General features: G+C 64.3%; 13 protein-coding genes and 1 pseudogene. 7 read left to right on the plus strand and 7 right to left on the minus strand.

What is annotated here, in order from left to right:
* Positions 1 to 123 precede the first annotated feature (123 nt).
* Positions 124 to 483, plus strand: coding sequence for a DUF427 domain-containing protein (locus AC0L3X_RS35990; protein ID WP_014494138.1), 360 nt, complete (start codon positions 124 to 126; stop codon positions 481 to 483).
* A 58-nt stretch (positions 484 to 541) separates the two neighbouring features.
* Positions 542 to 1,645, plus strand: coding sequence for an alpha/beta fold hydrolase (locus tag AC0L3X_RS35995; RefSeq protein WP_166342511.1), 1,104 nt, complete (start codon positions 542 to 544; stop codon positions 1,643 to 1,645).
* A gap of 38 nt (positions 1,646 to 1,683) precedes the next feature.
* Here AC0L3X_RS35995 and AC0L3X_RS36000 read toward each other — a convergent pair whose 3' ends face one another.
* Positions 1,684 to 1,857: a DUF1328 domain-containing protein gene (locus AC0L3X_RS36000; RefSeq protein ID WP_028158427.1), complete on the minus strand. Its 174-nt coding sequence runs from the start codon at positions 1,855 to 1,857 to the stop codon at positions 1,684 to 1,686.
* 185 nt (positions 1,858 to 2,042) lie between these two features.
* Between AC0L3X_RS36000 and AC0L3X_RS36005 the strand changes: the two genes are divergently transcribed.
* Positions 2,043 to 3,230 (plus strand): acyltransferase family protein, encoded by a 1,188-nt coding sequence (locus AC0L3X_RS36005; RefSeq protein WP_166342512.1) that lies wholly within the window; start codon positions 2,043 to 2,045, stop codon positions 3,228 to 3,230.
* Between the two features lie 121 nt (positions 3,231 to 3,351).
* Here the strand turns inward: AC0L3X_RS36005 and purL are convergent, their stop codons facing one another.
* The gene (gene purL, locus AC0L3X_RS36010; RefSeq protein WP_166342513.1) at positions 3,352 to 5,562 is read right to left on the minus strand and encodes a phosphoribosylformylglycinamidine synthase subunit PurL; all 2,211 of its coding nucleotides are present in this window, start codon (positions 5,560 to 5,562) and stop codon (positions 3,352 to 3,354) included.
* Positions 5,563 to 5,747: 185 nt separating this feature from the next.
* Here purL and AC0L3X_RS36015 point away from each other — a divergent pair, with 185 nt between their 5' ends.
* The gene (locus tag AC0L3X_RS36015; RefSeq protein WP_028147494.1) at positions 5,748 to 6,227 is read left to right on the plus strand and encodes a PaaI family thioesterase; all 480 of its coding nucleotides are present in this window, start codon (positions 5,748 to 5,750) and stop codon (positions 6,225 to 6,227) included.
* A gap of 75 nt (positions 6,228 to 6,302) precedes the next feature.
* Positions 6,303 to 7,274 carry a DMT family transporter gene (locus AC0L3X_RS36020; protein WP_166091178.1) on the plus strand — a complete coding sequence of 324 codons (972 nt, stop codon included), beginning with the start codon at positions 6,303 to 6,305 and terminating at the stop codon, positions 7,272 to 7,274.
* A 55-nt stretch (positions 7,275 to 7,329) separates the two neighbouring features.
* Here the strand turns inward: AC0L3X_RS36020 and AC0L3X_RS36025 are convergent.
* The 3 genes and pseudogenes from AC0L3X_RS36025 to purQ all read right to left on the minus strand — a co-directional run bounded on the left by AC0L3X_RS36025 (position 7,330) and on the right by purQ (position 9,964).
* A pseudogene (locus AC0L3X_RS36025) lies at positions 7,330 to 8,068 on the minus strand (tetratricopeptide repeat protein).
* A 211-nt stretch (positions 8,069 to 8,279) separates the two neighbouring features.
* Entirely contained in the window at positions 8,280 to 9,266 is a 987-nt protein-coding gene (locus AC0L3X_RS36030) for a tripartite tricarboxylate transporter substrate binding protein BugD (protein WP_354130339.1), read from the minus strand.
* Entirely contained in the window at positions 9,263 to 9,964 is a 702-nt protein-coding gene (gene purQ, locus AC0L3X_RS36035) for a phosphoribosylformylglycinamidine synthase subunit PurQ (protein WP_166342514.1), read from the minus strand. The genes AC0L3X_RS36030 and purQ overlap by 4 nt, the downstream gene beginning before the upstream one ends.
* Before the next feature lie 167 nt (positions 9,965 to 10,131).
* Here purQ and AC0L3X_RS36040 point away from each other — a divergent pair, with 167 nt between their 5' ends.
* Positions 10,132 to 11,148: a magnesium and cobalt transport protein CorA gene (locus AC0L3X_RS36040; RefSeq protein WP_071912382.1), complete on the plus strand. Its 1,017-nt coding sequence runs from the start codon at positions 10,132 to 10,134 to the stop codon at positions 11,146 to 11,148.
* 13 nt (positions 11,149 to 11,161) lie between these two features.
* Here the strand turns inward: AC0L3X_RS36040 and purS are convergent, their stop codons facing one another.
* Positions 11,162 to 11,401 carry a phosphoribosylformylglycinamidine synthase subunit PurS gene (gene purS / locus AC0L3X_RS36045; protein WP_014494125.1) on the minus strand — a complete coding sequence of 80 codons (240 nt, stop codon included), beginning with the start codon at positions 11,399 to 11,401 and terminating at the stop codon, positions 11,162 to 11,164.
* A 12-nt stretch (positions 11,402 to 11,413) separates the two neighbouring features.
* Complete coding sequence (gene purC / locus AC0L3X_RS36050) at positions 11,414 to 12,181, minus strand: phosphoribosylaminoimidazolesuccinocarboxamide synthase (protein WP_172782948.1); 768 nt, start codon at positions 12,179 to 12,181, stop codon at positions 11,414 to 11,416.
* Between the two features lie 320 nt (positions 12,182 to 12,501).
* On the opposite strand from purC, the gene AC0L3X_RS36055 reads away from it, so the two are divergent.
* Positions 12,502 to 12,825 (plus strand): DUF1476 domain-containing protein, encoded by a 324-nt coding sequence (locus AC0L3X_RS36055; protein WP_014494124.1) that lies wholly within the window; start codon positions 12,502 to 12,504, stop codon positions 12,823 to 12,825.
* The last annotated feature ends 120 nt before the right edge of the window (positions 12,826 to 12,945 follow it).

The following is a 12,945-nucleotide window of genomic DNA, read 5'->3' on the forward strand; positions in this document are numbered from 1 at the left end:
GGGCCAAACTTAGCGTGAACGGCCTTCTACGTCACGCATTCCGGCACTATATCCCTGATCCCATCCGGATAAAGGCACGACAAAGTGCCGCGCGCGCAAGATTGATCGAAAAGGCGTGAAATCATGAAGCTTCCAGGGCCCGACCACCCCATCACCATTACCCAAAATCCCCGGCGCGTCCGCGTCACGGCCGGCGACATCGTGATCGCCGAGACCAGCAAGGCGCTGATCTTGAAAGAGGCGAAATATCCGGCGGTGCAATATGTGCCGCGGGAGGACGCCAACATGGCGCTGCTGGAGCGCACCGACCGCGTCACCCATTGCCCCTACAAGGGGGACGCGAGCTATTACAGCGTCAAGGCCGACGGCAAGACGCTCGACAACGCGATCTGGACCTACGAGACGCCCTTCCCCGCGATGACGGAGATTTCCGGCCATCTCGCCTTCTATCCGGACAAGGTGAAGATCGAGGAAGTGGGGTAGGCTCATCGCGCCGGGGGCGATCGCAGGTCGCTTCCTCTCAGTCGACACAAGGCTCAAGATGCCGCGCAAAGCCGCAAGACTGATTGGGGTCTCGTTGCTGGGCGTGGCCGGCATCCTCATCGTGGTGGCCGCCGCCGGACTGGGTTTTCGCGCCTATCGCCAGCATCTTGCTGCCGAAACCCTCGCGATCCGCTCACCAAAGGGCGTGCAGGAGGGAGGGTTCGTCGACATCGGCGGAATCAAGCAATGGATTCAAATCCGCGGCGAGGATCGGGATAACCCGGTCCTCCTGTTCGTCCACGGCGGGCCCGGAGGGTCCAGCTGGCCAATGTCGTCGGGTTGGCGCCCCTGGGAAAAGCACTTCACCATCGTGCAATGGGACCAGCGAGGCACCGGCCGCACGTATGGCGCCACCGGAGACACGCTGGCGCCAACCATGACACTGGAGCGCATGACGCAGGATGGCGTCGAGCTGGCCGAGCATCTGCGCACGCATCTGCACAAGGACAGGATCGTCCTGGTCGGGCATTCGTGGGGCTCGTTCCTGGGAATTCACATGGTGAAGCAACGCCCGGATCTGTTCTCGGCCTATGTCGGCACGGGCCAGGTGGTTGGCAGGACGACCTTCGAGAAGGCATTCGAGCTCACGATCGCGCGCCTGCAACGGCTTGCGGCATCCGCCAACAATCGTGAAGCCCTGGCGGAATTGGCGCCGATCGCTTCACAGCCGACCCTCACCCCGGAAAATCGCCTGATTGCGGACAAATGGAGCAACGCGCTGGGTCTGCCGCCCGCCGGTGGCTTCCAGTTCGCCGGTCCCATCCCGCCGCTCTTCATGCCGGATGTCTCGCTGCTCGACTTGTACAACTGGCGCAAGGGCGTCGCCTTCTCGACCAAATATCTGACCGGGCGGAACGGGCCGATGTTTCAGAGCGACATGGCCTCGATGGGATTCAGATCTTCGATCCCCATGTTCTTCATTGAGGGCGACGCGGACGGCGTGACCCCGGGCGAACCCGCCGAGCAATATTTCAAGGAGATCACGGCCCCGCATAAGGAATTTGTGTGGGTTCGCGGCGGCGATCATTTCATTCCGTTCGATCGTCCTGATGAGTTCCTGGCTGAGCTGATGGCCCGCGTCATGCCATTCGCCGGCAATTGAGGGCCGGCGCCCCGGCCCCCATTTGAGCGGCAGCCCGGCTATGCCCTGAAGATCGTGAGCCCCAGTATCAGCAGCACCAGGAAGATCACGACGAAGATATAGAACAGGAAGCGGGCGACATCGGCCGAGGCGGCCGAGAGGCCGGTGAAGCCGAGCACGCCGGCCACGATCGAGACCAGGAGAAAGATCAGCGCCCATTTCAGGATCGTCATAACCAACTCCGACTAAAATGCCGCATGTTTTGCGGCCCTCAACCTATTCGCGAACGCTAACTTCGCTGCGCGGAACTGGTTCCTGAGGGCGCTCCGCGGGCAAGGCCCGGCACAAACTGCGCTTGCTGAATCCGGTTCCCAGCGGCACAGTCCGGCGAGAGGGCAGGAGCGCAATCGGGGCGACCATGATGACGATGTCACATTCCGCGACGATCGGCGCAGAGGCGCACGCCGCGCCGAAGGCCAAGGCGCGCAATCTGTCGCTCGATCGGACCCGCACCTTCCTCACGCTGGTGGTGCTGCTGCACCACGCCGTCATTCCCTACACCTATTTCGGTCACACCGACCCGGCGTCCTGGATCGGCTTCGACGTCGTCGTGCTCTGCACCGACAGCTTCTTCATGGCGATGTTCTTCTTCCTGTCGGGACTGTTCACGTGGTCCGGCATCGCGCGCAAGGCGCCACAGGTTTTCCTGCGCGACCGCCTGTTGCGGCTCGGGCTGCCGTTCGTGATCGCGGCATTCACGGTCATTCCGATCGCCTATTACGCGATCGCGCTGCGGCACGATCCCGAGCTGACCTTCGCTTCGTTCTGGTGGAAGACGATCACCGTCGGGCCGTGGCCGAGCGGGCCGATCTGGTTCGTGTGGGTGCTGCTGGCGTTCGACCTGACCGCGAGCCTGCTCTACCGGGTCTCAGCCCACCTGGTCGATCCGGTCAACCGCGTTTCGCTGCGCGGTTTTGACCAGCCGGCCGTGTTCTGGCTGCTGCTGGCCGTCGTCACCGCCGTCGTTTACGTGCCCGCGCTGGTCCATTTCGGCGCCAACAAATGGTTCGAGTTCGGACCGTTTTCGGTGCAGGCGAGCCGCGTCCTGCTCTACTTCGCCTATTTCTTCATTGGCGTCAGCGTCGGTGCCGCCAACTTCGATCGCGGCATCCTCAGCGCCGAGGGCCAGTTGCCGAAGAACCGATGGATGTGGGTGATCGCCACGCTGGTACCCTACTGCCTGATGTGGTGCATGATCTACATCAAGCGCGCAATCCTCGGGAATCCCAACGTGCTGCCGGACTGGTATCAGGCGATCTACGGCACGTTCGTCGTGCTGTTCTCGGCCGCGATCCTGCTCGCGATCCTCGCCTTCTTCCTGCACCAGAAGTCGCCGGGGCCGAACCTGCTCGACCGCATGCAGGCGGACGCCTACGGCATGTTCCTGGTGCACTACCCGATCGCGCTGTGGATCCAGTATGTGCTGTTCGACTATTCGTGGCCTGCGATCTTCAAGGCCGGGATCGGCTTCGTGCTCACGGTGATGCTGAGCTGGGGACTGACGGCAATGTTGCGGAAGATTCCGGGCGCGTCACACGTTTTGTGAGGCCGAGGTCTCTCCACCCGTCATTGCGAGCGTAGCTAAGCAATCCAGAGTCTCTCCGCGGAGACAGTCTGGATTGCTTCGTCGCTTTGCTCCTCGCAATGACGGAGTGTGTGGCGGCGCCTTACGCCGCCTTCCCGCTCATATATTCCGGCAGCCAGCGCTCGAATGATTTCCGCAAGCTATCGATCGACACCGGCGCCTCGCCAGCGATCGCGATCGCATCGCCGCCGGTGGTGCCGATGCGCACGCAGGGCACCTCGCAGCCGCGCATCTTGGCCAGCACGCGGCCGGCGTCCGCTTCCGGCACGGTGACGAGATAGCGCGCCTGGTCCTCGCCGAACCAATAGGCCTGCGGCACGAGCGCCGCCGGCGCCGCCAGCAGTTTTGCGCCGATGCCGCTGGCCATTGCCATCTCGGCGAGCGCGATCAGGAGGCCACCGTCGGAGAGATCGTGCACTGCGGTCGCAGTGCCCGCATGGATCATGCCGCGCACGCAGTCGCCGTTGCGCTTCTCGGCCGCGAGGTCGACCGGCGGCGGCGCGCCCTCCTCGCGACCGCAGATGTCGCGCAGATAGACCGACTGGCCGAGCCAGCCGTGGGTTTCGCCGACCAGCAGGATCGCCTCGCCCTCGGCCTTGAAGGCGAGCGACGCGGACTTGGTGAAGTCGTCGAGCAGGCCGACGCCGCCGATCGAAGGTGTCGGCAGGATCGCGCGGCCGTTGGTCTCGTTGTAGAGCGAGACGTTGCCGGACACGACCGGGAAGTCCAGCGTGCGGCAGGCTTCCGAGATGCCCTTCAGGCAGCCGACGAACTGGCCCATGATCTCGGGCCGTTCAGGGTTGCCGAAATTGAGATTGTCGGTGATCGCGAGCGGCTTGCCGCCGACCGCGGTGATGTTGCGCCAGGCTTCCGCCACCGCCTGCTTGCCGCCCTCGAACGGATCGGCCTCGCAATAGCGCGGCGTGACGTCGACGGTCAGCGCCAGACCCTTCGGCCCGTCCTGCACGCGCACGACGGCGGCGTCGCCGCCGGGACGCTGCAAGGTGTTGCCGAGGATGACGTGGTCGTATTGCTCCCAGACCCAGCGCTTGCTGCACATGTCGGGCGTGCCGATCAGCTTCTCCAGCGCGGCACCGACGCCCATCGGCGCCGGCACCTCGCGCGCGTGCACCACAGGCAGCGCGGCAGAGGGACTATGCGGGCGGTCGTAGAGCGGCGCCTCGTCACCGAGCTCCTTGATCGGCAGGTCGGCCATGACGTCGCCGCCATGCTTGACGACGAAACGCTTGCTCGGCGTGGTGTAGCCGACGACCGCAAAGTCGAGGCCCCACTTCTTGAAGATCGCCTCGGCTTCCTTTTCCTTCTCGGGCTTGAGCACCATGAGCATGCGCTCCTGGCTTTCCGAGAGCATCATCTCGTAGGCGCTCATGCCGGTCTCGCGGGTCGGCACCGCGTCGAGATCGAGGTCGACGCCGAGGTCGCCCTTGGCGCCCATCTCGACCGCCGAGCAGGTCAGGCCGGCCGCGCCCATGTCCTGGATCGCGATGACGCAGCCCTTCTCCATAATCTCGAGGCAGGCCTCGAGCAGCAGTTTTTCGGCGAAGGGATCGCCGACCTGCACGGTCGGGCGCTTCTCCTCGGACTTGTCGTCGAACTCCGCCGAGGCCATCGAGGCACCGTGGATGCCATCGCGGCCCGTCTTGGAGCCCAGATAGACGATCGGCATGTTCACGCCGGAGGCGGCCGCATAGAAGATCTTGTCGGCGTCGGCGAGGCCCACGGCCATCGCGTTGACGAGGATGTTGCCGTCATAGCGGGTGTGGAAGCGCACCTGGCCGCCGACCGTCGGCACGCCGAAGGAATTGCCATAGCCGCCGACACCGGCGACGACACCGGAGACGAGATGCCGCGTCCTGGCATGCTCGGGCGCGCCGAAGCTCAGCGCATTGAGGCAGGCGATGGGACGCGCGCCCATGGTGAAGACATCGCGCAAGATGCCGCCGACGCCGGTGGTCGCACCCTGGTAGGGCTCGATGTAGCTCGGGTGGTTGTGGCTCTCCATCTTGAAGACCACGGCCTGGCCGTCGCCGATATCGATCACGCCAGCATTCTCGCCGGGGCCCTGGATCACCCAGGGCGCCTTGGTCGGCAGGCCGCGCAGATGGATGCGCGAGGATTTGTACGAGCAGTGCTCGTTCCACATCGCCGAGAAGATGCCGAGCTCGGTGAAGGTCGGCTCCCGCCCGATCAGCTTCAGGATGCGCTCGTACTCGTCGGGCTTGAGCCCGTGGGCGGCAACCAGTTCGGGGGTGATCTTGGGTTCGTTCTTCATGGATTCGGGGCTTTCGGCGGCGTTTTGCCGTTCTTAGGAAGATCGGGGGCCTACGAAAAGCCCTTTATGGCGCATTTTCCCGCTGTCCCACGTTTTGCGGGCAGGCGGTCGGCGGGAACGGGAATTGCAAGGCGCTGACGGATCGGATTTAAGGACTAAAGACCCGTAATTGAAGGCCCATTTCCTTGCACGAATTGACCAAAGTCCCCTCCACCCGCCGCCCGGACCTGCACGTCGCCACCGATGGCGAGTTCACGGGCTGGCGGACCTGGATTCGCGACAGTTTTGAGAGCCATATCGGCCCGTTCTGGCACAAAATCGAGGACGACGGCAGCGTCCGCTCGGCGTTCCGGGTCGAGAAAAAGCACCTCAACGGCTCCGGAAACGTCCATGGCGGCTGCTTCATGGCGTTCGCAGACTATTGCCTGTTCGCGATCGCCACCCACGAGCTGGATGGCCCGGCCGTGACGACGAATTTCGCCTGTGATTTCCTCGACGCGGCCCGCGAGGGCGAGCTGGTCGAATGCGTCGGCGAAGTGTCCCGCGCCGGCGGCTCGCTGATCTTCCTGCGGGGCAAGCTGACCTCGGCCGGGCGGCCGCTGTTTACCTTCTCCGGCACGATCAAGCGGGTGAAGCGGAAGCCCGCACTCCAGCCAAACGCATAGCTCGACGCCTTCCCTTTTCGCGCCCCCTCGCCCAGACTTGCTGAAAGCGCTTTTGCGCGGGGGAGCAAGAACAAGGTGCCGCAGAGCACATCCGGATCGGGCCACACAGCGCCCTCCGCGTCAGCGCCATTGCCATCCATGACCGCCGTCGGCGCCCGTAACTGGCGCGACTATGCGCTGCTGTTCGCGCTCGCCTGCTGCTGGAGCTCGACCTATCCGCTGGCGAAGCTCGCGCTTCCCACGATCCCGCCCATCACCTTCATCTCGGCGCGCTCGCTGATCGCGTTCGCCTTCCTGTTCGCGATCTTGTGGATGCGCGGCCTCAAGCTCCCGACGGATGCGAAGGCCTGGAAGCTGTTCGCAGTCCAGCAGCTGATCAACTCGACCTTTCCGTTCCTGGTCATCACCTGGTCGCAGCAATATGTCCCGGCGTCGAACACGGTGGTGCTGGCCTCGACAACGCCGATCTTCGCCTTCCTGATCACCTCGCTGATCACGCGGCACGAGCCGGCCACGCTACTGAAGCTCGCGGGCGCAATTCTCGGCCTCGCCGGCACGATCGCCATCGTCGGGCTGGACGCGCTGCGCGGCTTCGGCAGCGAGATCGTGGCGGAGATCGCGATCCTGCTCGCCACCATCTCCTTTGCCTGCGCGACCATCTTTGGCTTGCGGCTCTCCGAATACGATCCGATGGTGGTCGCAACCGGCTCGCTGCTATTCGGTGGCCTCGTGCTGCTGCCGCCCGCGCTGATCATCGACCAGCCCTGGACGCTGCATCCGACGCCGACGGCAATCGTCGCCACCATCGTCATGGGCATCGTCTCCAGCGCGCTGGGGCTGATGCTGTTCTACGTCTGCCTCGGCCGGCTCGGCACGCTGACCACGAACGCACAAGGCTATCTGCGCATTCCGATCGGCGTCGGATTGTCCGTGCTGCTGCTCGGCGAGAGCGTGCCGTCGAACCTCGCGCTGGGACTTCTGCTGGTCATGGCCGGCGTCGCCGCGATGACGGTGCCGGCGGAACGGCTGAAGCTGCGCAAGGCATGATCCGGAAAGTGCGCAGCAGTTTTCCGATAAGATCATGCTCAAACAATAAGACCGCTCAGGTCGAAATCTGCTTCTCGGCGATCGAGAGCCAATCGGCCTGGGCGTCGCGCAGATATTTGGGCGCGCGCCGCATCTGGATCAGGAGCTCGTTGAAGACCACGCGCGCCTCGGCGCTGCGGCCGACCATCTGGAGCAGCATGCCGTAGCGCACCCGCGCCTCGGCGCCGGGGAAATAGCCGGCGACGGCGTGATATTCCTCCAGCGCCTCGTCGAGCCGGCCGACCTCGGCGAGCGCGCGGGCGTAGAGCAGATGCGCGTCGGCGGAATCGAAGTCCGGCCATTGCTTCTGAAGATCGTCCAGCGTCGCCAGCGCATCGGCCGGACGCTTGGCGGAAAACTCGCCCTGCGCCTTGCCGAAGGCATAAGCGGGGGTCGTGGCCCATCGGCAAGCTCAGGATGTGACCGTAATGCTGCTCGGCCTCGCTGAAGCGGCCGACCTTTGCGCATTCCTCGGCCAGCGCCGCACGGTTGGCGATGGTGTCGGTGGCCGCCAGCCGGTCGCACAGCTCGCGATAACGCTTCTCCGGATCGAGCCGATTGGCAACGCGCTGACGCGCCTGTCGCGCACCGGGGCTGGAAAACCATTCAGGGACGAGTTCGACCGCGATGTAGGCGAGCGCGCCGATCAGCGGCACCATCAGGATGATGAAGGCCCAGGGCTGCAACCGCCCGGTTCGCGACGCGTGATAAATCAGTGTGATATCGAGCAGCAGAACGACCAAAGCGACGGGCATGTGACATCCGGGAGCACAACGACAGCGCACGCTTCCTGATACCGCAACTCGCGCGGCGAAACAACTTTGAGTTGCTCTCACCCGCGCGGAAATCAGCGACCCGGACACGCGCGCCTTGATGGCGACGAGGAGTCAGTCGTCTCAAACGCGATTGAGGTTCATGAGACAGCAAGCCCAAAACCGCTATGACTTGCTATGATTTGGGCGGCTGCTACTTGGCGTCGTCCGCGAGCATCTTCCGGTACTTCTCGACGTCGCGCGTCACGAGCTTCTGGAGCACCTCGGGCGTATGCTCGTCGGGATCGGGCGCGACGGTCGACAAATCCGCAAAACGCTTCTTCACCGCGTCGGTTTCCACCGCGGTGCGCGCAGCCGCGTTCAGCTTGGCGATGATGGCCGGCGGCGTGCCCTTCGGCGCGAACAGGCCGTTCCAGCCCTGCGCCTCGAAGTCCGGCAGGCCTGCCTCGGCAGACGTCGGCAGATCGGGCAGCGTGGCCAGCCGCACGGTCGAGCCAACCACCAGGCCCCTCACTAGCTTGTCGCCGATCGACTGCGAGACGGAGGCCGCGGCGTCGCAGACGCCGTCGATCTGGCTGCCGATCGCATCCGTGAGTGCGGGCGCCGCACCGCGATAGCCGACCAGTGTTGCGTCGACCCCGGCGGCCGTCACAAAGCTCTTGCAAATGAGGTAATTCGACGAGCCGACACCGGCGTGGCCGAGATTGATCTTGCCCGGGTTGGCCTTGGCGTAGGCGATGAACTCTTTCAGGTCCTTCGCCGGGAAATCCTTGCGCAGCGCGATGACGCCGAACGTCTTCGCCACCATGGCGATCGGCACGAAGGATTCAGGCGTGAACGGCAGTTTTGGATAGATCGTGTAGGTCGCGGCGTTGGTGCCGGCGTTGCCGATCGCGATGGTGTAGCCGTCAGGCTCGGCGCGGGAGGCGCGCGCCAGCGCGGTCGAGCCGCCGGCGCCGGCGACGTTCTCGATCACGATGGTCTGGCCGAGCGCGATGCCCATCTGCTCGGCGACCGTGCGCGCGATCACGTCCGACGTGCCGCCAGCCGCGAACGGCACGATCATCGTGAGCGGGCGCTTGGGGAAATCCTGCGCGAACGCAACGGTCGCGAGTGAAAATGTCGCGAGCGACAGCGCCGCGATCGCGGCGAGAGCCCGCTTCGCCACAAACGAGATCACGCGGCCTTTTCCAGATGGGCAGTGAGACCGGCGAACAGGCCGCGGCCGTCGGTGCAGCCCATGATGTCTTCGACGTGGTTCTCCGGGTGCGGCATCATGCCGAGCACGTTGCCCCTGTCATTGACGATTCCGGCGATGGATTCCGCCGCGCCGTTGATGTTGTGGGCCTCGTCGACCACGCCGTCGGCGGAGCAGTAGCGATAGAGCACCCGCCCCTCGCCTTCGAGCCGCTTGATGGTCTCTTCATCCGCCTCGTAATTGCCCTCACCATGGGCGACGGGCACGCGGATCACCTGGCCGGCATTGTAGCCGCGGGTGAACGGCGTGTCGGAGCGCTCGACGCGCAGATGCACGTCGTGACAGATGAACTTCAGCCGCGCGTTGCGCATCAGGACGCCGGGCAGCAGGCCGGACTCGCAGAGGATCTGAAAACCATTGCAGACGCCGAGCACGAGACCGCCCTTGGCCGCATAGTCGCGCACCGCGTCCATCACCGGCGACCGCGCCGCAATCGCGCCGCAGCGCAGATAGTCGCCGTAGGAGAAGCCGCCGGGCACGACGACGAGGTCGGTGCCCGCGGGCAGCGACGTCTCGGCGTGCCAGACCATCGCGGGCTCGCTGCCGGAGATCAGCCTCAATGCGCGCGCCATGTCGCGCTCGCGGTTGATTCCGGGAAAGACGAGGATGGCGGCTTTCATGGTTCGGGTTCCGACGGTGATGGGAATCGGGCTGGCCAAAGGGCCAATTCGTCAGGAGACATAGCCATTTGACGGGGATTTTACCAGTGCTAGCCTCGCCGGGCGGCCTTGTACACAGGCCATAGCCACGGCACTTTTGCCTGACGATCTTGCCCGGGATTGAAGCCATGAACGTCCCGTCGCTGCCCGCCTCCCTCTCCGAACCGGTGTCCACTCAGGGCGTCATCGCAGCCGGCGCCTATGTCGACGGCCGGCGTGTCGCCAATATCGCCATCAGCGAGGCTTCGAGCTGGCGGGCCAAGCCTGGCCACGTGGTGTGGATCGGGCTGCACGAGCCTGACATGGCGCTGCTCGGCGCCGTGCAGAAGCAGTTCGACCTGCACGACCTTGCCATCGAGGACGCCAACAACGCCCATCAGCGGCCGAAGATCGAGCAATATGGCGAGGCCCTGTTCATCGTGGCGCGGACGGCGCAATTGTTCGAGGGCCGGATCGCCTTCGGCGAGACGCACATCTTCGTCGGCGAAGGCTATCTGGTCTCGGTGCGCCATGGCGCCTCGACATCCTACACGCCGGTGCGCGAACGCTGCGAAAGCTGCCCGCGGGCCCTTGCGCGCGGCGAGGACTACATCCTCTACGCCATCCTCGATTTCATCGTCGACAACTACTCGCCCGTGCTGGAGAGCATCCACGAGGAGGTCGAAGGCATCGAGGACGACGTGCTCTCCAAGCCGATCAGCAAGGCGCAGATCGAGCGGCTCTACATGCTGCGCCGCGACCTGTTGCGGCTCAGGACCGCGATCGGCCCGTTGGTGGAAGTCTGCCGCCGCCTCGAGCATGACGAGCTTGCGATGGTGCGTGCGACGATGCAGCCGCTGTTCCGCGACGTCACCGACCACGTCAGGAACATCCAGGAGCGCATCGATTCCATGCGCGAGGTGCTGGCCTTCGCCTTCGAGGCGAGCCTGCTGGTCGGACAGGCGCAGGAGACCGCGGTCTCCAAGAAGCTCGCCTCGTGGCTGGCGATCCTCGCCGTGCCCACCGCAGTCGCAGGCATCTACGGGATGAACTTCAAGTACATCCCCGAGCTGCAATGGGAGTACAGCTATTTCGTCGTCATGGGGATGATGGCGCTCGCCTGCCTCGCATTGTACTGGCGCTTCCACCGCGTCGGATGGCTGTGAAGCGCCGCGCGGGTTAGACGATCTCGACGCGATAGTTCTCGATCACGGTGTTCGCCAAGAGCTTGTCGGCCGCCTCCTTCAGCGCCGCTTCGGCCTTGGCCTTGTCGGCGCCGGCAAGCTCGATGTCGAACACCTTGCCCTGGCGGACGCTGGCGACGCCGTCGACGCCGAGCGACTTCAGCGCGCCTTCGATGGCCTTGCCCTGCGGATCGAGGATGCCCGTCTTCAGGGTAACGGTAACACGTGCCTTCACGTCAAATCCCTCTTAGCTCTTCACCAGCACCGGGCCAGTGCCCTGCGGACGCTCATTCTCCATGAGGATGCCGAGGCGTTTTGCGACTTCGGTGTAGGCCTCGAGCAGGCCGCCGAGATCCCTGCGGAAGCGATCCTTGTCGAGCTTCTCGTTCGACTTGATGTCCCACAGACGGCAGCTGTCCGGCGAGATCTCGTCGGCGACGATGATCCGCATCATCTCGTTCTCGAACAGCCGGCCGCACTCCATCTTGAAGTCGACGAGGCGGATGCCGATGCCGAGGAAGAGGCCGGTGAGGAAGTCGTTGACACGGATGGCGAGCGCCATGATGTCGTCGATCTCCTGCGGGGTGGCCCAGCCGAACGCGGTGATGTGCTCTTCCGACACCATGGGGTCGTTGAGCTGGTCGTTCTTGTAGTAGAATTCGATGATCGAACGGGGCAGCTGCGTGCCCTCCTCGATGCCGAGGCGCTGCGACAGCGAGCCGGCGGCAACGTTCCGCACCACCACTTCCAGCGGCACGATCTCGACCTCGCGAATCAACTGCTCGCGCATGTTGAGGCGGCGGATGAAATGGGTCGGCACCCCGATGTCGTTGAGGTGCTGAAACAGGTACTCCGAGATCCGGTTGTTGAGGACACCCTTGCCCTCGATCACCTGATGCTTTTTCGCATTGAACGCGGTGGCGTCATCCTTGAAGTGCTGGATCAGGGTACCGGGCTCCGGGCCTTCGTAAAGAACCTTTGCCTTGCCTTCATAAATACGACGCCGACGGCTCATGGGGATGTACCGTGTTTTGTTGAAATCCATGTATTTGGTGTGCTCCGGTTACCAGGTTACGACCCACAGCGGAGCTGCCGTGAACGGCTGGGAACCCGTCTATAACCCCTTGGAAACAGAACGGGAACCAAACCTTCAGGCAACCTATCCGATTGGCTGTCCCAGCACAATCGATCCGGCCGCCCGGCATCAACTTATACCGTCTTGCCTGCGGCTTAACGGCTCGTTGTTTTGCCGATTCGTGCCCCCTATCTAGGCATGCGCCGGGGCCGTCGCAACGATGGCCACCGGATCCAGTCAGCAGGGAATTGGAAAAAGGCATGAGCAGTTTGGACAAGCGCGAGGAAGGCTTCGAGAAGAAGTTCGCCCTCGACGAGGAGCAGAAATTCAAGGCGGAAGCCCGCCGCAACCGGCTGCTCGGCCTTTGGGCCGCCGAGAAGCTCGGAATCACCGGCGAGGCCGCCACCGCCTACGCCAAGGAAGTGGTCGCGGCCGATTTCGAGGAGGCCGGCGATGCCGACGTCCTGCGCAAGGTCATGGCCGATTTCGCCGCCAAGAATGTCGCCATCACCGAACAGGCGATTCGGGCCAAGATGAGCGAATTGATCGCCGTGGCCGCGGCCGAGGTGAAGGCGGGCAAATAGGTGAATAGGGAGCGGCGAGTAGCGAATGAACCCCCATAGCTACACGCGATTAGCCCATAGCGGCCCGCACCCCGCCATGAATCCGGATTACGGCCCAATTGCGCGGGCGGCGGTATATTT

Source organism: Bradyrhizobium sp. MI1.7 (genome assembly GCF_055811795.1).